The organism is Anoxynatronum buryatiense (genome assembly GCF_900182905.1).
Lineage (GTDB): Bacteria > Bacillota > Clostridia > Peptostreptococcales > Tindalliaceae > Anoxynatronum > Anoxynatronum buryatiense.
The window spans coordinates 15,292-38,028 of record NZ_FXUF01000021.1; the positions used below are offsets into that span (position 1 = coordinate 15,292).

Consider the following 22,737-nt stretch of genomic DNA (forward strand, 5'->3'; position numbering starts at 1 on the left):
ATATCGCAGCCCTTTACAGCTTGGGAGCTGTGGCAGCACCTTCCGCCTGTTTTTTCAGATAAGCTTCTGTTTCACTCTTGATGTCTTCCCGGTTCAGCCATTCAATATAGTCTTTCACCACAATACTGCCTTCTTCAATGTCGTACCGGTAATCTGTCTTGTCGTGAACATGGTCATAAATATCCAGTACTTCCTTTTCGGTGGCTTCGAAGAAGCGAATGCGGTCGGCGTTTCGGTAGAGGAAAGGCCCCTCCTTAAACTGGGGGTGCTTCATGGCAAACTGGAAGGTGGGGATGGTGCGTCCAAAGAGCTGGTACCCGCCGCCGGTGGCCGTGGTGTAGGTGAAGACACAGGGGCCGCCGATACCCACAGAACCTTCCGGTGTCCATGTGCGGGGCGGGTTGTATTTGGGCACCACCAGGGCGCACCGGGGGTCCAGGGGCCAGAAAAAACCGCCTCCCGGCCAAAACCCGCAACCGCTGTTAAACCATTCTGTTCCCAGCAGCATCTTCTTCACTTCTTCTTTGGTCACCCCATTGCACAGAGCAATGTATTCCAGGTTATATCCGTCGATGATATTGGGGGCATCAGGTCGAATGCTCTGGGCATATTTTTCCACGGCTTTTTTCGTCTCGCTGTCTTCAAAGGCGATGGGCAGGTTGATCAGCCGGGATTCAACCACCACATCGTCAATGCCTTTAAAGGATTCTTCCGTTTCTTTGATTACTTCAATCAGTTCCTGTGCGGTGATTTCTAAAGGGTCAAAATGAAACATGTTGGTACGCAGGCCCGGTACCGTCTCAATCAGGCCTTTAACATGTTTCTCTTTGATGGCGCTGTCAACCGCCAGCATGCGGAAGGAGTCTGGCACATACAGCACTTGCTCATGGCCGTATTCCACCTGCAAAAATCCATCTCCAGCCTGTCGGAACAAAACTTCTTTCCTGTCATTGTCCTGGGGCAGGGTATCCATTATCGTTTCATAGCCTTGGGGTTTCATGAACAACCTCCTGTTCTGTCCATCCATTCGCCACTATTCCAGCACAACCAACACGTCGCCGGCCTGAACAGCGTCTCCTTTTTTTACCCGAATCTCTTTTACCGTTCCATCCACTTCAGCCATGATTTCATTTTCCATTTTCATGGCTTCCAAAATCAATACCGTGTCGCCCTCTTTCACCTGTGCTCCCACTTCCACTTCCACTTTCCAGATGGTGCCGGGCAGCGGTGCTTCAATTTGTCTCAAATCCATGGGCCATTCTCCTTTCTTTTAAGGCTGCCAGGGAGTTATTTCCACCGGCAGCCATCTGTCATCCATAGGTTATCCGCCAGCCACCGGCGGCATCAATCCATCTATTGTAATCCGAGTTCCTGCAGCTTTTCATCAGAAGGCAAGCCTGTATCTAAATGCCATCCCATGGCTTCATAGAACTCGTCCAGCATGATCGCTTCATTGGCCACATTGCCTTTGCCAAGACCATCCACTGCCGGTTCTTTACTCAATCTGACAGGCAGTTTTTCGTCTTTTCTGTCAAACCCTTCCCGCGCATTGAACATTCTTTCCAGATTAATGACTCTCTCTGCGCATTTCAACATATTGGTCAGATTTTCTTGATTTCCTGTCGCCGCATTATACAAACCCGTCCAGGTACTTCCCTTCACAGCTAATGTAATACTGGCAAACAAGCAAACGCCCAGAAGATTTGTCAGCATGGAAAGCTCCATAAAAGGCTTCACCCACTTTTTGTTGCTGTCTTCAAATGGTGACACCTTTTCATTGATCCCCAGCTCCGGTTCCAAATAACCAAAAGCATCAATCACTGAAGCAAAAGGCCTCAAATGATCTGCTCCTCTGGCTGATATCAGATGTGACAGTGCTTCCCCCTTGCTGGCCCTGACACCGCAAGACGCCAGCTCCATCCCTTTTATCTGGAATACATAATCTTGTGCATTCTTGCCAATTTTTTCCGCTGCCCGATAGGAACCCTCTGCCAGAACATCCCCATATCCTTTTCTCATGGCAATGTGACGCACCATTTCAACCATGCTTTCAGCATTTCCAAACTCCAGGGGTATCCCCTCTGTTGTCTTATCGTCTATTAAGCCTTTTTCATACCATTCCATGGCAGTTGCAATAACTTGCCCAGTCGAAATCGTGTCCATTCCCATTCTGTTGCAGATATAGTTGGCCATGGCAATGGCGTTCAGATCCTTAATGTAGCACTTTGCACCGAATGCTCCGAGAGTCTCATATTCCGGACCACCGCCAGATTCGCCTTTATATTCACCGTCTTTGATCTCGGTGTGGCGACCACATGCAATGGGACAGCCAAAACATGCCCACGGCTTAACATTTAGATGTTCGTGATATGCCACGTGACCCAAGGTATCCATCGCGTCAAAAGTGGTATGTTGCCAGTTCTTTGTCGGTAATAGTCCCAGGGCATTGATGGAGTCCATAAAGGATGGTGTGCCAAAGGGTTTCAATGCTCCCGCCGCAAACGCTTCATCTTTCAATTCTTGTCTTGCTTTTTCGGCAAACTCATTCATGCTGTCCATATTGTCAACATGTAACTGTCCACTTCCAAAACAAGCCATCGCCTTCAGGTTTTTACTTCCCATAATAGCACCAGCCCCACCTCTTCCAGCGGCTCTGTGCCGATCAATCATAATCGCTGAAAACTTGACCAGATTCTCGCCTGCTGGCCCAATCTCTGCAATTCTTACTTTTTCATTTCCCAGTTCTTCTCTGATCCTGTCTTCTGTTTTTTCTGTGTCCAGTCCCCACAAATGCGAAGCATCCTTAAACACTACCTCATCGTCATTGATATAAATGTAGACCGGATTGTCACTTTTACCTTCCACAATGATAACTTCATATCCAGCTTTTTTGATCATTGGTGCCAGATGTCCTCCCACATTGCTCATGCCAATAGTGCCTGTTAAAGGCGATTTAAAACCAATACACAATCTGCCTGAACAGGGGGCTTTCGTTCCTGTCAATGGCCCCGTGGTGAAAACGAGCATGTTTTTTTCACTGAGGGGATCTAATCCGACTTCTAAGTGATCATATAATATCTTGGCAGCAAATCCCTCACCGCCGATGTAATCCCTATACCACTCGTCACTTATTGTTAGTCGTTCTGTTTTTTGATCTGTCAGATTAATTTTTAGCATTTGCCCCTTATCACTCATCCTGATCCTCCATTCTTACCTGGACTCTTACCAGGCTCTTACCTGAGTTCCTGCCCCAAATTCACTCGCTTTTGAAATAGCTGCACCGAACACTTCTTCAAATAGGCTTTCGTCTGTTCCCACGGATCTTTATGTGGCCGGGCCCACCTCCTTCCATTCTTCTGGGTTTCCACGGGCCAGGTCATCTTTGTCAAAACAAAGGATAAAAAAAATCCACCCATGCACACTCCAAAATGAAGTGTGATGAATGAATTCCTTTGCACCATGGCAGGCAGCAAAATCACTTTTGCGACCCTATCGTTTCGAACCACTACAGGAGCCGTTCGAAATCGGAATTCCTGATCACCGTGATTAACGACATACTTTTCTCTATATTCAGATTATAAAGTCTATGGTAACCATAGAGTCAAGGGGTTTTTACCTTAATTTGCAATTTAATAAACATATTCCGCTCCTCCTGGCGAAACAACGGCAGCTCCGTCACCACTTCGCACAGGTAATGGCCGTCAATGGCATATCGCTGTTCTTTTACCGCCTGAAAAAGCCGCTGGGCACAATCCCATTCTTCCTCGAATGCGCAGCAATAGGCACACAGGTAGTGACCACCTGCCACAGTCTCCAGCAACTCACCGGGAATCAGCCCTTCATCCATAAACAGGAAGGTTTCTGTGGATACAAAACGGTCTGCCATCAGGTCTTCATACCGAACAACGGTGCCCACATTACAAAAATAGACCATGGGCACATGCTGCAAGATCGCCTGTTGCTTCAGCTGCCGAATCATAATTTCATAGGTATCCAGTGTGTTCGAGTATAGATCAATGCCGCTGTCATGGCAGAAAATTTTTCGCTCGGGAATGTGCTGCAGATTGATGGCTCCCTTTTGGGACACTCTCAGGTAACGGTCAAGATTATGAACACATCTTTCCGCCGCCCTGTGCTTCAGTTGATAGTCCTGTATTTGTTCTTCCAGCCAGGACTGATGCTCTCGCAGGGTGTCCCGAATCACCATGGCATCTTTTTTGTCAAATTTCTCTTTAATCTTATCCAGCGACATGCCCATGCTCTTGAAATACTGAATCAAATCCAATTTGGCACTCTGACGAATATCATAGTACCGGTACCCTGTTTCTTCATCCACATAGGCAGGTTCCAGCAGACCAATCTGGTCATAATGCCGCAGGGTTTGCACCGTGACACAGTTCATCGTTGCCATTTCACCAATGCGAAGCCGGTTCAATGCGTCCAACCTCCCTTCACCCACACCTCAGCACAAGCTGCATCATCTGTGTAAATCACTGACTAGGAGCAAGCTGCATATAAAAATCGTCCACACCCTATTTCCGCCGCATTTTTCATTAATTCTCCGTTTAACCAAAGTGCAATATCGACAAATTCCCTGTCTTCAAATGGCCATTTTGCATACTGCTTTAAATGATAATCTTCCTCCGACAACTCATCTAATTTTGATACCCATTCATCGTGGAGCAATGCTAACACTTGTTTTGCTTTTTCAACATCTCCTGGCCAAGGGATGTCTTTTTTATCTAAAGTGCCATCCCCAAAGTTATAATCCAGTGCAGTGGTCCACCAATAAATCATATGCCACATCGTCCAGGCAATGCTGGGTGGCCCGATCTCATAGCTTTCAGTTTCAGGCCAATCGATGCACCACCCATCGTCTTGCCTGCGTACCTGGAGAACAGTGGGGCCGAATGCCCAATACGCCTCAGTTTCATCCAGATTTTCAACATGGTAAGAATAAAGCTGCCAGCACATGTTTAGCTGAAACAATATATTCTCTTTTATTCCAATACCGCTCATCGATTATAACACCCCTTCATTACACTTATCCCGCGTCTTGCTTCCCATATCAATTATAAGCTTTCTCAGCCATCTTTTTTATAGAGACTCTGTAATTGTTTCTTGGGATGATGGTCTTTCATTAAAGCATCTGAAAAAGCCCGTATCGTCAACATGCAGTTAGTTTATCCCTTTATCAGCTAAGTGGTTTGGGGATTGGTCATTTAAGTTCAGAAAGAAACTTGGGTACATTTTTTTCTCAACCGTTTTCGGAATCACCAGCTGTTTAAACCCTTCTGTTTCTTCGCTGGCCATCATGCGCCCGCTGGCCAGTTTTTCATCTTCTTTTGACCGCCAGTACAAAATGAGTATCCATGCATCATCATTCGCCTGAGCCGCATTCATGCCAAAGTACCCTTCCTGTGCTTGGTAAAAAGCATCTAATAGTTTAAACGCTTCCAACGCTATCATCTTTTCTGTACCTTGCATTACATCAAACCTGACAATTTCCACGCAACCTTCTTTCATCACATTTCCTCCTTTGTGCTTTTCTCAGTTTAAGCATATCGGAAAAAGGTTGGTGAAAATTGTAAAAAAGCGACACGTTTTCACATATTGCCGCTCTGACTATATAACCCTTTCGATTTCAACAGCTTGAATTTTACCGCCGGATCATTGGTTCGAAATGTTCCCGGTGTGTAGTCAGTGTATTTTTTAACCTGCCTGATAAAATGGGACTGGTCATAGAACCCACTGGCAAAGCCAATTTCAGTCAGATCCACGTGTCTGCTCCCATAGATCATTTCTCTTGTCGAGTCTTCAAACCGCAGAATCTGCAAAAATTTTTTTGGGCTGACACCGACGCAGCGAAGAAATAACCGTTCCAAATGACGCGTGGATATTCCCACCTCTTTGCAAAAATGCCTGATATTCTCTGGTTTTTGTTCAGCAAAGGAACGAAGCATGGGAATGAACTGCGTGGGTGCTTCTGATGCTGACGCAAATGAGTGTATCAGGTAATCCATTTTTTTAGCCGCATGTTGATCCAACTGACCGCCGCCCCCATGGATTTCAGCAATCTCTCTGCTGAAATCAGTGGAGAACTGTTGGAGTGAATGAATGCCATCAAACAGCTTGTTCATTTCCACATTGAAAAGAAGATAAAGTCCCCACGGCTGAAAACTGACACCCCACACCTGCGCTTTCCTAAGAACTTTGACCTGCACACTGTGAAGCCGCATTCCGTGAACATGAAAGTCCTCAGGCACGATTAGCCGACCATCCATGTGATACTCAAATGTGCCGGGTGGCGCCACAATCAGGTCCACATGGTCCATGGGCATGAGAATGCCTTCGCCACGACCAACGTTGGTGGTTACCGACCAATAGTGCCGCACCACATTTCCTACCAGCCTTTCATCAGCTGCAAGCTTAGTGAATCGACTCATGCGGCGCCTCCCTGACCTTTTTCATGATCACCTGCGACTCTTAAAATCTTCATCAATCCGTTTTTTCCAGTTCTTATCAATCCTGTTATTGGCCCTCAGGCTGCTGACAGCTTCTCCCACCACCAGATAGTTCAGCTGGGTGCCCCGAATGTCGGCATGGTAGTTGACAGCCTTTTCTTCACAAATACCGAAGTGCTTTGCCGCGGCCACTGCATCGATGTTGGCTCCCAAAAAGAGAAACTCCCAGTTGTAGTGTTCCTTCTGGTGTTCGATCATCCGACGCACCTGCTCATATTCAAACTCTCGGCTGGCATTTTCCATGCCATCGGTGGTGATGACAAACAGGGTGTTCTGGGGCTGCTGCTCCTTGGGTGTCTGGCGAGTTTGTTCCACCACCTTGTTGATGGTAGTTCCCACTGCATCCAGCAAAGCTGTGGTGCCCCGAACGTAATACGTCTCGGCTGTCATGGGCAGGATCTCCTGCAGGTGCAGCCTGTCGTGTAACACCTCCACCCTGTCGTCAAACAGGACCGTGGTTACCAGTGCCTCCCCCGGCTCCTGCTTCTGCCTTTCCAACAGATTGTTGTAACCACCAATGGTGTCTTGCTCCAGGCCACTCATGGACCCGCTTCTGTCCAGAATAAACACCAGTTCTGTTAATGCTGTTTTCATGGTTTATCCCTCCGTTCCCTGATTTATATCAAGGATAACACCTTCACAGGGAACCATGGTCGCCTGGCAAGCGACACATCAAATCCCCAGAGTAGGCTGATCGAAGGCGAAGAGAGCTTCGTTAATCTCGAACATATTATAGTTTTCTCTTTCAATGAAATACTGAACAATCAAATCAGCACGGCTGCTTCGTGACAGGGCAAAACCTGCCCGCAGCAGCAGGTCATTGGTTTCATCCAGGCTCAGCTCCAGGGCAATGGCGAAAGCCAGCACTGTCCGCTTGCTGGGTTTGTAGTGAATGTCGTTTCGAATCTTGGAGAACAGCTTTCGATCCACATTGGCTTTCTTGTAGGCTTCGGTGTCCACAAGTCCCTTCTCATCAATTTTCCGCAGCAGCATCTGAGAAAAAGTTTCTTCTATCCGGATCACCAGCTCTTCAAGAATGTGTTGGGATAGAAGCTCTTCCCCGGGTGCTTCCTGTAAATGATTTATCTTGTAATCCAGTTTGGTCTCTTCTGCTGCAAGAAGCTCCAACCGTCTTGGTATATCCCGTCTGCTGATGGTGATGGAAACGAGATGTGCTTCAACGTACCGGTCGTCAACATACTGTTTAATGGCGTCATGATGTTTTTCCGACAGGGCAACGGTCGCTTTATCATACACCACCAAGATCACTTCCATGTCATGCTGTAGCAAAAAATCACCAATGGCAGCAACAGCCACCTGCAGCGCCTGGTCTTTGGGATATCCAAAGGCACCGGCAGAAATCAGGGGAAAGGCAACACTCTCCAGACTGTATTCTCTGGCAATATCAAGAGAGTTGCGGTAACAAGCCTTCAGCAGTTCTTTTTCGCCCTTATGGCCCCCCTGCCACACCGGCCCCACCGTATGAATCACATGTTTGGCCGGCAGCCGGTAGCCTTTGGTGATCTTCGCCTGGCCCACCTGGCAACCGCCCAGGCCGCGGCACTCTTCCAGCAGTTCCGGCCCCGCCGCTTTGTGAATGGCCCCATCAACACCACCTCCCCCCAAAAGTGTCTCGTTGGCAGCATTCACAATGGCATCTGCCCGCACCTTGGTAATGTCGTTTTGGATCATTTTCAATGGCATGTGGCATCCTCCCGTTTTCTGAAAGCCTCTCTGTCAATCCCCTTGCCTTCGTAGGCATATACCTTCGCCCTGGTTCTTGTCAACGTCATTGGTGTTAGTGTTTTTCCTTTGCCAGCCTATCCCATTGGGAATATGGGCATACAGCCATCGCTATTAATCTGTCGGCGGGTTATTAATTGCTTCAATAATCATCATTTCCCAGGTCTGCCCATTGTACTTCGCAGTCCAGGGTTCGTCGTCGACTAAAAAAGTAAACTCAACAATCCAAAGAGGCACCCTGAAGACATTATTATCAATATCAAAGGTAACTGCCACCTCGTACTTGGCTGAGTGACTCTCTATGCCAGTGACAGCTCCTTGTGGGCCGTCATACTGGACCACTCTTTCAGCTTCGCTAAAATGCCAGGTTGCCGGATCTTCATGATCAACCATTGCTGCCATCCATAACTTGCCTGAATCTCTAAAAATCAACTCGTTGACATCTGATGGAACAACAAAAACGGCGTTTTCTGGGTGATAAATCACTGAAACCGGCTGAACGTCACTCACTTCACCATCTGGGGGAGCGGAAAGCGGCTTCATAATAAAGGCCGTCTTCGTAATCGAAACCCTCATCGCCGATGATAAAAGGTGCAGTGAAAAATCTTAACTTTCTGATACCTCTTCCATTATATCTCACAAATCATTCGGGTCAATGCGCTAATTTCGAACTGCCGATAAGTAAAGGCGAGCCCTGGGGCCCGCCTTTTGCGTTTGCTTTACGACTGCGTTTCAGCTGTCATCTTACCAAATACCCACTCGTCGATCTTGTGAAATGTACATATCGTCATCTTCGTTTATATCGTAAGCTGTATAGAACTCGTCAAAGTTGCTGAGGATCCTGTTCACCCTTACTATTTCATTGGAATGAACACCCGACTTGTTCCAGTAATCTGTCCTTTCACGGGTCATGATCGACTTCCACATACGCGCATAGCTTTCAAAGAATTTTGTGAGATCTGCATTTTCATCCTGCATCGCAACGGCGAGCGCGCATTTCACGCCTCCCAAATCTGCTATGTTTTCACTGATGGTATTAGCGCCATTGCTGAAAATACCGGGAATAATCTCAATGCCGTCAAACTCAGCAATCACCTTACCCTGCAACGCTTCAAATGTAGCAAGGTCTTTCTCTGTCCACCACTCATTTGCATTTCCATCTTTATCATACTTAGCACCATTATTGTCAAAGGAATGTGTGATTTCGTGGGCAATAACCGCACCAATGGCGCCCAGATTTTCTTCCCTAAACCGATTGAAGTCATAAAACTCACCCTGTAATATGCCTGCCGGGAAGATGATTTCGTTTGCCATCGGATTGTAATATGCGTTTACCTCGTAAACCGTTACAGTCCATTTTTCTCTGTCCACAGGCTGGTATAGTTCCATTTTGCTATTGCTTTTCTGAGCCTTCAACACTGCAGCATTGTTCTCAAAAACCTTGTCTTCCACTATTATCACATCATCTAATGCTGTATCCCACTGATCAGGATACCCGATTTTTACAGTGATGGCTTCAAGTTTTTCAATCGCTTTTTCTTTGGTTTCCTCAGACATCCACGTGTTTTCTGAAAGCATCACTTGATACTGGCCAATAAACTCCTGAACCATGGCTTCCACATCAGCCTTCGCTTCTTCTGAAAAATAGTTCTCTGCATAGAGTATTCCGATATAGTCGGGAAACAGTGATTTTTCTTTCTCAACAGCCTTTTGTTCAAGCGTTTTTTCACCCTCAATGCCGTATGCCCTTTGATTAAACTCTTCCATGGCTTTCACGTGCTCTTCTCCAAGCACATCACTAAACGCATTGAAAAGTCTGACCTTCGACATCATTTTAAGCGTCTCTAAATTGTCCTGTGTCATAAGCTCTGCTGATCGCTTTACCGCCTCTTCATCAAAGACAATGATGGTGCCTGAATGCTCAAACCCGAACAACTTCAATGCCTTTTCAAAATCAAACCCAGCAAAATACTCAGCCAGGCCAGCGGTGCTGTAAGGATTATAGTACTTATCTACATTATAGTAGTCCTGAGGTTCAAGAGATACTTCCGCTATCTTTTTTTCCAGATCATACAACGCCTGTGCATCATTTTTATCGCCCCCCCAAAAGCCAAGAACCGTGGCTAAATAATCGAGGTACGCTTCTGTAAACCCTTCTTCCGGCTCTACATATTCAGCTTTTCGATTATTATAAAAAAGTCCGAAATAGTAAAGGGCATTTTTGCTGCTGTCCATGCTGTCGTTCATGATGTAAAAATAAAACAATGTTTCAACGCCCAGATTGTTGCTGAAAAAAGCGTCAACCTCAACCAATTCATCCACCGTTTTGGCCGCATCAATCATATTAATATATTCATTTAAGGGTTCAATACCAATCCTATTTCTTTCCTCCATGTTGACAAAGGATTTGTAAAAATCACCGATTTTCTGAGATGCCGATCCTGTTTCAGAAACTTCTTCTGCAGCGGCAAGAATAACTTCTTCAATCTTCTCGTTATTTTGAAGTTGAATTTCTGTGAAAGTATCAAACCCAAATTCTCCCGGTGGAATTTCAGCCGTTTCCAGCCATTCCATGTTGACAGCCGTAAAAAAATCATCTTTGGGATTTGTTCCAAGATAGGTGTAAATCTTGCTTAACATCCGCCGCAGTTCTGCTGTGGTGATGGTGCTTTTGTCAGCCACTTCTTCCTCTGTCACAATGCCCAGGGCAGATAATTGTTGTATGTACCGGTCTTCGACGCCAGTATCATTCAAAAGTGTTTCACTAAATATGCCATTGCGCAAATTATTCCCTGTGGGTGCATCGGATAAATCGAATGCATGGGCCAGCATGGCATAGCTTTCAGGCTTGGTGACAAACCTGCTTTTGCCCGTTTCTCTTTGTACCTGAGCGTAAACAGCTCTCAGTGCTGATTTCGTGATCGCATCGTTGTAATTTGCTGCAGCATTGTAAATCATTTCCACTGCCTGGGTGTGATTTAGTGGAGCGTCCGGGTCAATGGCAGGTTTTTCGGAAAATCCGACCAACAGGGAAGATAGTAATACCACTACCATCAGTAATGCAGTCATTCTTTTCATATTCTTCCTCCTCTTTTCTTTCCGTTATGCAGGCTTAACGCACCTGGTTTTTTAATGCAAACAAATATTCTTCTTCCATTTCTTTATTATATCAGAAATGTAAGGTCATAACCGCTATTGGGGCAGATACCAGGAGATGGCCGTTCAGACAATATCCCTTCTCACCATCAGTCCCAAAGCCCCCATCACCAAAAAGAGCACCCCCAAACCGCCAAAGGTGAAAGACGCGTGAAGCGTGTCGAAGGCCCCCATCAACGGTGGCAGCACCGCCAGGGAAAAAGACCAGAACAAGCCGATAAAGGCCATAGCGGTGCCCATGAGGTTTTTGGGCATCACCTCTCCCACAAAAACCAGGGCAACTGTCTGTAAGGCACCACTTGAAAAACCAATGAGGCAGATAATGAGCACCTGCAGGCCGAAATGGCTGGTGAGGGGAATGAGGAAAAACCCTGCCGCCCCCATGAGAATACTGCCCAGAAACATTCCTCTAAACTTGATTTTTTCAAGGTAAATACCGCTCAGAAAACCGCCTGGTGCCGAAGAAAGAGCCCGAAGCCCCACCAGCAGCCCCACCAGGGTGGAAGAAAAGCCCAGCTGGTTCTGCATATAAATGGGGTAAAAGGAACTGACCAGCGCCCAGGAGGTGGCCCCGCAAAAGGTGGCAATCCCGGCAAAATACAAAGGTTTCTTCCTGACCACCACCATCATGGATTCCATCAACCCCATGGTATGGCCCGTGGTGTCACCCTTGTGAAGCCGGGGCAGGGCCAGGGTGACCAGCATTAACACCACCGACACCCCCAGCAGCACATAGAGTGATTTTTCAGGCCCAACCAGGTCTTTACTGTACCCGCCCGCCAAAGGCCCCACAATACCGGCCACTCCTGTCAACAAATTGAGCATGCCCATGCGGTACCCCAGGGTTCGGTGACTCATTGACACCACATAGGCCTGGGCGGAAGGCCAGAACAAAGTTGAGGAAATGCCGGAAAACAATTGAATAATGATGAAAAATGGCAACAGGGGCCTGGCAAAAAAGAAAATGATGGACAAAAGAAATGTGGCGCTGCTCAGCTTGGTGGCGTTGTGCTGACCGATTCGGTCGATACAGGCACCCATGGGCAAACGAAGAATCACCTGAAACACGGCAGAAACCGATACCAGCACCCCAATCACCATGGGACTGAACACCAGGTGATCCAAATATAATGGAAACAGGAATAAGTACATGGATAAAGCCAAATTATACAAAATGACCACCGCATAGATGGATTGAGCCGCCATTGTCATGTTTCCCCCTATTTGCTCTCCCGATTAGCTATCTTCCTTTGCACTTCTTCTAAAACGCAGCTCGCGCAGCAGCATCCCAACTTCCTGGATCGCTTCCTCATCACCCCATTTTCCCTTGCAGTACAGAAGCCGATGGTCTTTCATTCGACCTTGCTATTTCACAGGTAATTTTCCGCTTTTTTTACCTATGTTCTATTTACATGGATAAATTTGCATGATAAACTACCCATGAGAGAGAGGTGTTGGAAGTGAAAGATTATCAATTACCCATGTTGCCGCCAGCCGTTGAACTGGAAACAAAACCCGTGTTAAAACAGCTTGCAAGGGCAAACCGTGCACTGGCAGAACTTAAAGGGTATGCTGACACCATTCCCAATAAACACATCCTCATCAACGCCGCTATGATCAACGAGTCAAAGGACAGCTCTGCCATCGAAAACATCATCACTACCCACGATGATCTTTACAGAGCCATGAGCAGCGATGTGGGAGGAACCCCAGCGGCCAAAGAGGTAGCCAATTATCGTAAGGCTCTTTGGCACGGTTACCAGCTAATCAAAAAACACGAAATGATTACCACCATTATGATAGTGGAAATCCAGGGACTCATTGAAAACAACCGGGCCGGCATCAGAAAGCTCCCCGGAACTGTGCTGCGCAATGACCAAACCGGCGAAATCATCTACACGCCGCCTTCCTATGAAAGTGAAATCAGAAAACTGCTAACCAACCTGGAAAAGTACATCAATACCGACGACAACACTGTTGATCCTCTCATCAAACTGGCCGTCATCCATTACCAGTTTGAAAGCATCCACCCCTTCTACGATGGCAACGGCCGAACCGGCCGAATCATCAACATTCTTTACCTGGTGTTACAAGAACTGCTGGACAGCCCCATCCTGTACCTGAGCGGTTATATCATCCGGAACAAGGCTGCCTATTACAGACTCTTCCAACACGTGCGTGTGTCCGATGACTGGGAAGCCTGGATTCTCTACATGCTTCAGGGCATTGAAGAAATGTCGGTAGAGACCCTGAAACTAGTGAAACACATCAATGCCGAAGTGGAAAAGATGAGCACTGAAATCAAGTCTACCTTGCCTAAAATCTACTCCAGGGAGTTGATCGATTTACTCTTCCACGAATTCTATACAAAAATTGTCTATGTCCAGGAAGGGCTTGGCGTCACAAGAAAAACCGCTGCCGGCTACCTGGATTCTCTCGAAAAGCATGGTTTCCTTGTCTCTGAGAAGATTGGAAAGGAAAAAATCTATCAAAACCGGAGATTGTACGATTTGATTAAGACGCCGACATAAACTGCGATCGGGAACATCACCCCTTCTCCTAAGCTGCCTTTTTCACAAACACCAGCTTCCTGACATCAGATAAACTTTCTTCAAAGACATAACCCAGCCGGTTAAAGCCTTTCAAACCCGCCAGATCCTTCACACTGTTTTCCGCCAAGAACCGTACCATCTCTCCCCTGGCCATTTTTACCAAGGTGCCCTTTTCAATGACCTTATTCCCTTTCCATTCACCAAAAATGCAGGTGGTCAACTGAACCTCCTGGGGCAGGTAGGGTGAAACGGCCCTACTGTATTCTTCTGAAGCCAGATTGACAATCCAGCAGGTTTCAGCACACAGCTGGTCAGCCAGTCTACGGCCCCAAAAGTCATACAGAGAGTTCACCCTGTTTCCCCTTACCTTTGCTTGCATCTCCAGTCGGTAAGGGGTTACTCCGTCAAAGGGGCGCAGTATACCGTAGAAGCCGGACAATATGCGTAAATGCTCTTCAATATACTCGAAGTCCCTGTTTTCAAAAACAATGGGTGCCATGTACTTGTACTGTATGCCTTCATAAGCCAGAATTGCCGGCGTCAAGTGACGGTACAGATCCATTTTGCCAACCCGCGCTGTGTTGAGGGCAGCAATTTTATCACTACAGCGCCAAATGGCTTTTAGCTCTTCATAGGTTTTGCCCTTCAGTTCTTCCAACAGCACCTGAGCCTCTTCCATAAAAATTGGAAGCTGCTGGTGTGAGAGTACATCATTGGCTGTGTGCATGGCTTTCGCCGGAGATATGATAATGCGCATGGTGTGCTCCTTTTGTTTTAATGCCGCCTATTCTCAATGGTCATGGGGTTTAAATGTTTCACAACCTCCGTCTCCCGCATACACGTTTCCACATACATGAAATGCAAAATGTACGGCTCCAGGCCCTTGTCCAAAATCATATTGAGCATCTTATGGTATTCTTGTACAATTGAACCAGAGAGGGTGAACATTCATGAGCATAAAAGTTACTGTAGTCGTTCAAAAAGAAGAAAATTGGTATGTGGCCAAATGCATTGAAAACAGTGTCGCCTCACAGGGAAAAACCATCGAGGAATCACTTGTAAATCTAAGGGAAGCATTGGAACTCTACTATGAGGATACCCCCCACGATACCGATACCGTTCCTACCTTTATCACCACGGTGGAGGTAGCCATTTAACGACGCACAAGGGGACAGTTCTTTTGTGCGTTTTCTTTTGTGCGTTTTATATGTTTCTTATCACGCCAAAGCTAACACCCGTCAATCGTTCGATCCGTCTTATGGACAGCCCTTTTTTCTTAATAACACAAAAGAACCGTCCCGTTGTGTTTACATGCTGGAAATGCCAAAACCGGCGACTTAAGAGGGATATACTCACTTGATATTCGCCACAACAAGGTTAATTACGAACTTGCCTATCGAATATCACAGCTTCCTAATGGTCAAATAGTGGTTGTGATCATGGCAGGAACACGAGAAAACTTTTATAATGAACTGAAACGATACATGGAATAACGTGTGTCGCTTTTTACACCCGCCAATCCTCCCGGTGAAACACATACAGCATAAACCTGGCCCGGGAACTGCCCACATACACATCCGCCGGGGAGGCCACCGGGGTGTCGGGACAAACGCCAATGAGAAAGGCAATGTCCGACTCCAAGCCCTTGAACTTGCGGATGGTGGTGAATTTAATGCCATCAGAACGAGGGTTGCCGCTGTCATCAAGCGCCCATTCCTTAATGTGGGTCACATCTTTAAAACTGCTGTTTTCCTTCCGGTGGGTGGATAGCACCGTGATGCGCCGGGGTTTCACCCCCTGGCTCACCAGCCGGGTAATTTCTTTTTTCACCAGGGTCAGTTCTTCCTCCGGTGTTTTCCAGGCAAAGGCCTGCACCTCCGGCCCCTGGGTCAACCGGTCCCGCAGCTTCAGCCCGGGAATCACCTTTTGCAGCCAGTGGTTAATCCGCCGGGTGTTCCGCAGGTTCAGGGTCAGCTTGTGACGTGACACAGGAAAAGAATCCAGGTTAATCAGCTGTTTTCGAAACAGGTTCTGGTCCGGGTCGGCAAAGATGTAAAACTCCCCCGGCTCCCGGAGCATCATCTCCAGCAGGGCCACCCAATCATTAAGAAAGTCCTGGCCCTCGTCAATGATCATGGCGTCAAAGCGCTGGTCATCCTCCAGGTAATCCAGGCATTCAAGGACCCTGTCCGGCATCATCCGGTCATAATAAAGGGACAGTTCCCCGGAACGACCCTGGAAAAAGGCTTCCTCCACACCACAGCTGCGCAACACTTCCTCCAGCAGCCCGTGGAAGTGAATGGCCTTGATCCCCTCCACCTCTTGGGGAAACACATAACGGGCCAGGTTAATGTTAAAACAGGTCAGCAGCACCCGCTTGCCCTCTGCCGCCAGCATCCTGGCCTTCTCCATGGCCAGAAAGGTTTTCCCCGTACCGGCGCCTCCCAGAAAAATCTTCCGCTTGTCGTATTCCGTTTCCTCCAAAATCCGACTCTGTTCCTCCGTCAGCACTTTTTCTGCATTCCAGTGGAAGGCTGCCAGCTGGTCTTCCCAGGTGGCAAAGACATTAAACCGGGGGTTTAACACTTTGTCCAAAAGTAATCGACAGGCCTCCGGCTCCTGACGGCCGCGCTTGCCCCCAAAAACAGCCACAAGGCCCTCTTCCAGGGCCTCCGGGTTGGTCAAGTGCTCTTCCAACAAAACACACTCCCGTCCCAGGGCCTCAGGCATGTTACCGCTGAGGCGCATACTGTCAGGAAAACACAGGGCATACTTGATCTTCAGGGGAAACACCCTCTCCCCAGATTTTTCCTGGTACTGATGAAGCACCCCATACATGGCGTCGCTGGCCTGTTTCACAGGGTCCTTCTTCATGGCCTGGTACTGGCCCCGGCTCTTCAGTTCGTGGAAGACACCGTCCCGGTACATCACATCCCCCTGTTTCACCTCAATGGTCACAAACCCCATGGCAGGGTGCACCACAATAAAATCGATCTCCCAGATGATGTCCGGCGCCTGGGCAGCTTCATGGTCTTCTCCATACTTGTACCCATACAGCACCGTGTACTCCGCCGGCAAATCCATGGCAATGGTATAGAAGCACCGCTCGCCCTCGTTCTCAATGGTCATGGGGTTCACATCGGGAATCATCTTGGCCATGGGGGAAACCTCCTGTTTTGTCTATTTGAATAGTTTCTTAATCACACTGAACACATCAAAGGTGGTTTTCTTGTAGATCTTGTTCTTAATGGCCCGCTTGGGGTTCTTGGCATAACCCATGCCCTTCATGCCATAGAGAGGGTTCACCGCTTAGTCTCTAAGCAGCACGTCCATATCCACAGTTGTTCTTTGAGAGATCCCAATGATATTGGAAAGAATAAAGCCTCCTTTAAAAATAAATTGTTCTGCATGAGAAGAGGCAATTCTTTTCTAAACCGCTTCAAGAAAAAAATAAACCAGCGTCGTATTAAAACTCAGGTTGTTCTCTCCTGCAACTCGATGGACCAGGAATGTCATTTTCTGTTTATTCATAGTAGACCTCCATCAACCTCTGCACATCTTCAGTAATCCCCATCTTCTCTGCATAGTTAAATAGCACCATCATTTTTTTGTCTGTGCTTTTTCCATACATCTTCACAGTTTGTGCAAAAAGTTCTGATGACACTTTTTCTCTGTTATAAATCAAATCACAGAGTATGCGTTCCATATCATAAGCTCGGACAATGTTTCCAAAATTTGTTTTGACGTCAGTGATCCCTAGTTCATAAATCTCCCTGTTAACATAATGAACAGTCACACTGTTAGGCAGACGATGGGGATTGTACCCTTTGTACACGGTCACATCAAGAGATTGGGGTGTCTGATCTGTTCTACCCTGCAGATAAAGGGCCGACAGGTAAGAATAAATGCATTTGGTATGGGTCATTTGAAAAAAACAAAACTCGTCATAGTCCCCAGTTTCATCAATATAGATGCCTCTCCCGACTTTGGTCAAGGTTCCGTCCTGCTCCATTCTATGGAGATATATACTTGGAATGGCGTTATTTTTGCACCATGACGCTGTCACAACGCCATGGTTTTCTTTAAGATAACGCAGAATTTGTTCTCTGTACTTCATTTCATCACCTTTTCAATTATGTTGCTTTCGTGCGTATAGTTTATCATTTTGTAAGCACATATGCAACATTATCCTACCCGCCAATCTTCCCGCTGAAACACAACCAGCTTTCATAACATCAGCTCCTTCCGAGTTTGTGCCATATGTATTTACTCTTCATTCATCAGCTCTTCCAGGTGTTCCATTAAATACCGTTTGCCCGTATCATTCATCACCAATTGTTCATACTCCCGCCCTTCATAGCTTCGTGTCGTCATCTCAAAACCATATTCCGCCGATTTTTCATTGGTCACAGTCTGGCGTTTCTTGTCTTCCGTTACTCTCTCCCCCAAAATTTCCTTTTCCTTCAATGCTTTGTTGATTGTCACCGCACTGGCCTTCCTGCTTTTCAACACATCCACCTGTTGGTTTACGCACTTGGCAAACTCGCTCATGCCGATGAGCTCGTCCCTGAACACAACCCGTGCCTTTTCCTCATCAGTCATCACAAACCGTTGCTGTTTAGAACTTTTACCGAAGTTGCCCTTGGCAACATCATCCAGCACCTGGCTCACAAAGAAAAAACACCGAATCATCCGGGGATCATGCAGAAAATGATCTCCCACAATCTCTTCACCAGTTACCGGGTTAATGCCGTTAGCAATTTTTTCCATCACCGCTTTCGCTTTTCGGATTTTTTCCATTTCGGCAGTCTCCATGGAATCGCCTCCTTTGTTCATTTTCAGAATCAAACCGGACGAATATCGGACGATTTATCAGATGAATCCCGGATGATTTAGCGCACTTTGCTAACAACATATTGTGTCAAGCGACCTTGCCCAACAGCAGTGATGAAGCCCAGAGAATGGAGTTGATTGATCAAATCGATGATTTGCGATTTTTTGCCCAACCCAACTTTTTTCAATGTGCAACCGGGCGATTAATCCGTTGTTTTCGATGAGGCGATAGATCATCGCCTCCTTCTCTGACGGCTGGCTTAAGCTGCACCCTTGTGAGATGTCCGCTTTCCCTACTCGGTGGTAATGCGGGGCAAAACTACCAAAATACTGTTTTCAGCCACATAAAACTGAGGCTTAAGAACAGCATCTCTGGAGTAATACGTATTCTTCAAGTGTCGGTTGCCAACTTTAAATGATTCTTAGCTGATAGAAAACGTCCGCCACAATTTGATTCCCGGGCAAGCAAATCCTTCCCTGGATGTACTCCTCAAAGTAACGTTGACAGCAATAGTTTTCACAAGTTAAAGGAAAATACAATGACAAAGTGAAGCTGCGTGTTCGTTTTTCATTAAGCAACCTGTGACTAAGCGAAGACATACTCAATATCCCACTGTTTATGGCTGATTAGGCGGACAGGCTCATCGACATGGTGATGTAATCAGTTCCGAATTTTTCACAACCTCCGGCCCCATGTAACTGGCCCGGTTTCTTCCCCATCCTTCATTCGAATCGATTTATATCCCATCGAAAAGATCGAAGGTAATCTTCTAGTAGATCTTGTTGGGTACTGCCCATTTAGGGTACTACACATACCCTATAAGCTCCCACCTGAAATTCAGTTTCACATTTTCCTTCATCTCACGAAATTGGCCGTTGAGAGAGCTCACAGTTGTACATCAACGGGAAACCTTCTTTAACACACCAATGACGACTCCATTTATACGCACCTGATCAGGCTTCACGTTGATGGGTTCGTATTTGGCATTTTCCGGGATGAGCAATACACTGTCGCCCATCTGCAAGTACTTCTTCAGCGTGGCTTCCTCGTCCAGAAGGGCTACAACGATCTGGCCATTATCAGCGTATTCCTGATGGTTCACCATCACAAAATCACCCACATCAATACCAGCGTCTTTCATGCTGTCTCCCGCAACCTCAAGCAGAAATGTGTTCTTGCTATGAGCAATCCACTTCCGGGGCAATGTGAAGGAATCCTTCATCGCAGCGTTGACGTCCTTGGGCAATCCGGCAGCCACATCTCCAAACACCGGCACCTCTGTTACCTCTTCAACGTCCAATGTCAGACCTGAATCAATAGATTTAAGGGTAATCACACCCGGTTCATTACTGTCCCGTTCATAAAGCATGTCCGGATGGTTTCGGTAACTCTTAAACCGGTACCGCTCAATGGTATCTGGCAACATGGAGTAGTTGAACCGGGGCAAATCATCCAGCTCATCCATGTCTCGGTCAAATATTTTCAAATCATATCCGTCCGTCACCAGACAGTAGCGAACTGTCGCCAATGCCTGCATATAAGAAGCCGCCTGCTTGACAGCGTCTGCGATTCCTGCCTGGTATTTCTTGGTTTCTACCAACACATAAGGCACTTGCCTACCCTGATGATAGATGCTTACCACCAAGTCAGCGTACCCTTTTTGGGAAAAAGCCACCACCGGATACTCTAGCACGATCATTTCTTCTTTGTAGCCATAGGAATCTATCAGCTCCTTTAACACCCACTGGCGAATAACTTCTTCCTTTGCGTAGAGATCCAGGATCTTATCCTTCTTAAGAAACGCTGTTACAGCCACCCGGTAAAGGGGTTTAAGGCAGCAGTCACGGCGAAACCGCAGACAGTTCACATCAATTTCTCTGATGAAACTGGAAGGCTTCTTATGACTGCTTAGATACAGGATTTCATTGGCCCGAGTCATACCCACGTAAAGTAAACGCCTGTCATCCGACTCCATCAATGAATTATCTTCTTCCAGAGCCCCGCTGGTGTATGGAATCACACCGTCATTAAGGCAGATGATAAACACAACCCGAAACTCCAAGCCCTTAATGGAGTGCATGGTGGTCACTTTCACCTTGTCACTGTCAAAAGAAGGGTCATTTTTGTCCAGGTAAGCACAGGGAACTTGATATTTTACCAAAAACTGTTGGGCTTCTTCCGCTGCACGCTTCTCCTTAGCAATGATACAGATCTCATTCAATCGGTACTCTCCCAGCAAGCTCTGGATAGATGATTTCACATGCTCCAGTTCTTCCTCCATGGTTGCAAAGTGCCGATAAATGGGGTAGCTACCCTTCCTGTCCACTAGCGATGGCTTCACATAATCCGTGTCTAATTGCAGATTGACGTCTTTTTCCAGGAGAGAATAGGCAGCCTCTGAAATCTGAGTGGTAGTCCGGTAGTTCTTAGCCAGAGAGCGGCTTTTGCCACTCATATCCAGGCCCAGCGTAGTATAGCTTCTCCCCTTACCCAGCCACGAATGGGGATAAATGCTCTGCGCGTTATCGGCAATGAACATGAGGCTGGAGTACTTCTTTGTCTTGTACAACCGCTTTACCATCTCCAACTGAGCCCGGGTCAGGTCCTGGCTTTCGTCAATAATAATATGGGTATATTGCTCCGATTCCCGTATCGGCACCGTCAGCGCCACCTTATTCATCATACGAAAATCCGAAAAACTCTCCTGAGCCAACAATGACTCATAGGCTTCTTTGACCTTAAAGACCGCCGCTCTCACCTCAGAATTCTTCAACAACTTCTGAGGGGTTTTTTCCATCACGTTGGTAGCTCTCCCAATCCTATCTACCTGCTGGTATTCCTCTAATGTCTCAATCAAGCAGGCATCCATCCACCCCACTTCGTCAATGAGGAACTGCACGTTTTTCTGGTTAATGATTTTGTGGGTTTTTTCTTTTTCTGCCATCAAATGAATCGCTTTGGACATGATGCGATAGCTATCACTCGTCGAAGCTATTTTCACATCTGCCCCCGGTTTTGCTTTGCGGTAGTAGGTAAACACCAGGCTGTCAATGGTGCGAATATCCACTTTCACTTCTTCCGCCATCATCTCTGCCATGCCAACTTGCTCGTCTGGGTTTTCCACTTTCTCATACAGGTATTTTATGTAATTCAGCAGTGTCTTGTTGAAGGTCACCAGCAAAATCTTGTCATCCTTCTCGTGACAATACTGATTCATCAGAAAAGGTACCCGGTGAATGGCCACCGTGGTTTTACCACTGCCAGCCACCCCTTTTACCAAGCAGTGACCCGACGGTTCCAGTTGGATTAGTTTCTTCTGTTCCAGATTCAACTGCATGGATACACCTCCATTTGAATAGCTCGTCCCCAATAAATACCCCTGGACCATCGCAAAGAAAGCCGATGATCTTTTCGTCTCAAGCAAAACCTAGATCTCTTCCGCGAAAGCAGGAAACTGCTGATGAAACATGAAATCATTGGCTGTGTTCATAGTTTTCGCAGGAGAGATAATGATTCGCACAGTCTCTTTCTCATCCTTTGCTTGAATAGCTTCTTAATCACACCAAATAGGCCGAAGGTAATCTTCTTGAAAATCTTGTTGGATATTGCCCGTTTGGGGTTCTCATGCCGAATTTCATAAGAGGCCTCCTCATCAGTCCATAGGTTTTTCCCCTTGAACACCTCTAGTAGAGGCACGTCTGCCGGTGCCAGGTCATAAAGTCATTTCCTCCAAGCATATATTTCGTCGTACTATATGTCCAAAAATGTCGACTCAATGATGTTTTTAATTAACAATGCACTTTCTTTATCCATTTGAATTGACTGACTTACTCGACCTTGCATTTTTCTTGTCCCTTTTCCATAGGTATCAATTTGAAGAATCGTATTCGATTGATCATCTTTGAAAGAGGTGTAGGTCCACTCAACA

22 protein-coding genes are annotated in these 22,737 nt (G+C 46.7%); 3 read left to right on the forward strand and 19 right to left on the reverse strand.

Annotated elements, in window-relative coordinates; translation table 11 throughout:
- Positions 1-13: 13 nt before the first annotated feature.
- The 12 genes from QOL74_RS17345 to QOL74_RS17400 form a co-directional block, all read right to left on the reverse strand.
- Positions 14-1,000: a carboxyltransferase domain-containing protein gene (locus QOL74_RS17345; protein ID WP_283410767.1), complete on the reverse strand. Its 987-nt coding sequence runs from the start codon at positions 998-1,000 to the stop codon at positions 14-16.
- Between the two features lie 33 nt (positions 1,001-1,033).
- Positions 1,034-1,252: a biotin/lipoyl-binding carrier protein gene (locus tag QOL74_RS17350; RefSeq protein WP_343184249.1), complete on the reverse strand. Its 219-nt coding sequence runs from the start codon at positions 1,250-1,252 to the stop codon at positions 1,034-1,036.
- A gap of 101 nt (positions 1,253-1,353) precedes the next feature.
- The gene (locus QOL74_RS17355) at positions 1,354-3,195 is read right to left on the reverse strand and encodes an aldehyde ferredoxin oxidoreductase family protein (RefSeq protein ID WP_283410768.1); all 1,842 of its coding nucleotides are present in this window, start codon (positions 3,193-3,195) and stop codon (positions 1,354-1,356) included.
- A 406-nt stretch (positions 3,196-3,601) separates the two neighbouring features.
- Positions 3,602-4,435: a MerR family transcriptional regulator gene (locus tag QOL74_RS17360; RefSeq protein WP_283410769.1), complete on the reverse strand. Its 834-nt coding sequence runs from the start codon at positions 4,433-4,435 to the stop codon at positions 3,602-3,604.
- A 62-nt stretch (positions 4,436-4,497) separates the two neighbouring features.
- Positions 4,498-5,019 carry a DinB family protein gene (locus QOL74_RS17365; protein ID WP_283410770.1) on the reverse strand — a complete coding sequence of 174 codons (522 nt, stop codon included), beginning with the start codon at positions 5,017-5,019 and terminating at the stop codon, positions 4,498-4,500.
- Positions 5,020-5,178: 159 nt separating this feature from the next.
- Entirely contained in the window at positions 5,179-5,526 is a 348-nt protein-coding gene (locus QOL74_RS17370; protein ID WP_283410771.1) for a hypothetical protein, read from the reverse strand.
- Positions 5,527-5,606: 80 nt separating this feature from the next.
- A complete protein-coding gene (locus QOL74_RS17375) occupies positions 5,607-6,446 on the reverse strand; it encodes a helix-turn-helix domain-containing protein (RefSeq protein ID WP_283410772.1) in 840 nt (279 codons plus the stop codon).
- A gap of 27 nt (positions 6,447-6,473) precedes the next feature.
- On the reverse strand, positions 6,474-7,118 hold the full coding sequence (locus tag QOL74_RS17380) for a vWA domain-containing protein (protein ID WP_283410773.1): 645 nt from the start codon (positions 7,116-7,118) through the stop codon (positions 6,474-6,476).
- A 78-nt stretch (positions 7,119-7,196) separates the two neighbouring features.
- Positions 7,197-8,228 carry an O-acetyl-ADP-ribose deacetylase gene (locus QOL74_RS17385; RefSeq protein WP_283410774.1) on the reverse strand — a complete coding sequence of 344 codons (1,032 nt, stop codon included), beginning with the start codon at positions 8,226-8,228 and terminating at the stop codon, positions 7,197-7,199.
- A 153-nt stretch (positions 8,229-8,381) separates the two neighbouring features.
- Entirely contained in the window at positions 8,382-8,810 is a 429-nt protein-coding gene (locus QOL74_RS17390; RefSeq protein ID WP_283410775.1) for a hypothetical protein, read from the reverse strand.
- A gap of 201 nt (positions 8,811-9,011) precedes the next feature.
- Entirely contained in the window at positions 9,012-11,345 is a 2,334-nt protein-coding gene (locus QOL74_RS17395) for a M13-type metalloendopeptidase (RefSeq protein WP_283410776.1), read from the reverse strand.
- Between the two features lie 144 nt (positions 11,346-11,489).
- Positions 11,490-12,635, reverse strand: coding sequence for an MFS transporter (locus tag QOL74_RS17400; protein ID WP_283410777.1), 1,146 nt, complete (start codon positions 12,633-12,635; stop codon positions 11,490-11,492).
- Between the two features lie 248 nt (positions 12,636-12,883).
- Here QOL74_RS17400 and QOL74_RS17405 point away from each other — a divergent pair, with 248 nt between their 5' ends.
- Positions 12,884-13,954, forward strand: coding sequence for a Fic family protein (locus QOL74_RS17405; RefSeq protein ID WP_283410778.1), 1,071 nt, complete (start codon positions 12,884-12,886; stop codon positions 13,952-13,954).
- Between the two features lie 28 nt (positions 13,955-13,982).
- Here QOL74_RS17405 and yaaA read toward each other — a convergent pair whose 3' ends face one another.
- A complete protein-coding gene (gene yaaA / locus QOL74_RS17410) occupies positions 13,983-14,732 on the reverse strand; it encodes a peroxide stress protein YaaA (RefSeq protein ID WP_283410779.1) in 750 nt (249 codons plus the stop codon).
- A gap of 193 nt (positions 14,733-14,925) precedes the next feature.
- Here yaaA and QOL74_RS17415 point away from each other — a divergent pair, with 193 nt between their 5' ends.
- Positions 14,926-15,132, forward strand: coding sequence for a type II toxin-antitoxin system HicB family antitoxin (locus tag QOL74_RS17415; RefSeq protein WP_283410780.1), 207 nt, complete (start codon positions 14,926-14,928; stop codon positions 15,130-15,132).
- A 144-nt stretch (positions 15,133-15,276) separates the two neighbouring features.
- Positions 15,277-15,468, forward strand: a complete 192-nt coding sequence (locus QOL74_RS17420; RefSeq protein WP_346771765.1) for a type II toxin-antitoxin system RelE/ParE family toxin — start codon at positions 15,277-15,279, stop codon at positions 15,466-15,468.
- Between the two features lie 13 nt (positions 15,469-15,481).
- Here the strand turns inward: QOL74_RS17420 and QOL74_RS17425 are convergent, their stop codons facing one another.
- From QOL74_RS17425 to lexA, 6 genes are all read right to left on the reverse strand, one after another.
- Positions 15,482-17,134 (reverse strand): NERD domain-containing protein, encoded by a 1,653-nt coding sequence (locus QOL74_RS17425; protein ID WP_283410781.1) that lies wholly within the window; start codon positions 17,132-17,134, stop codon positions 15,482-15,484.
- A 21-nt stretch (positions 17,135-17,155) separates the two neighbouring features.
- Entirely contained in the window at positions 17,156-17,281 is a 126-nt protein-coding gene (locus QOL74_RS17430) for a hypothetical protein (protein WP_283410782.1), read from the reverse strand.
- A gap of 3 nt (positions 17,282-17,284) precedes the next feature.
- Positions 17,285-17,398 (reverse strand): nucleotidyl transferase AbiEii/AbiGii toxin family protein, encoded by a 114-nt coding sequence (locus QOL74_RS18510; protein WP_430383883.1) that lies wholly within the window; start codon positions 17,396-17,398, stop codon positions 17,285-17,287.
- Between the two features lie 100 nt (positions 17,399-17,498).
- On the reverse strand, positions 17,499-18,092 hold the full coding sequence (locus QOL74_RS17435) for a type IV toxin-antitoxin system AbiEi family antitoxin domain-containing protein (protein WP_283410783.1): 594 nt from the start codon (positions 18,090-18,092) through the stop codon (positions 17,499-17,501).
- 149 nt (positions 18,093-18,241) lie between these two features.
- Complete coding sequence (locus tag QOL74_RS17440; RefSeq protein ID WP_283410784.1) at positions 18,242-18,790, reverse strand: hypothetical protein; 549 nt, start codon at positions 18,788-18,790, stop codon at positions 18,242-18,244.
- Positions 18,791-19,707: 917 nt separating this feature from the next.
- Entirely contained in the window at positions 19,708-22,146 is a 2,439-nt protein-coding gene (lexA, locus tag QOL74_RS17445; protein WP_283410785.1) for a transcriptional repressor LexA, read from the reverse strand.
- Positions 22,147-22,737 lie beyond the last annotated feature (591 nt).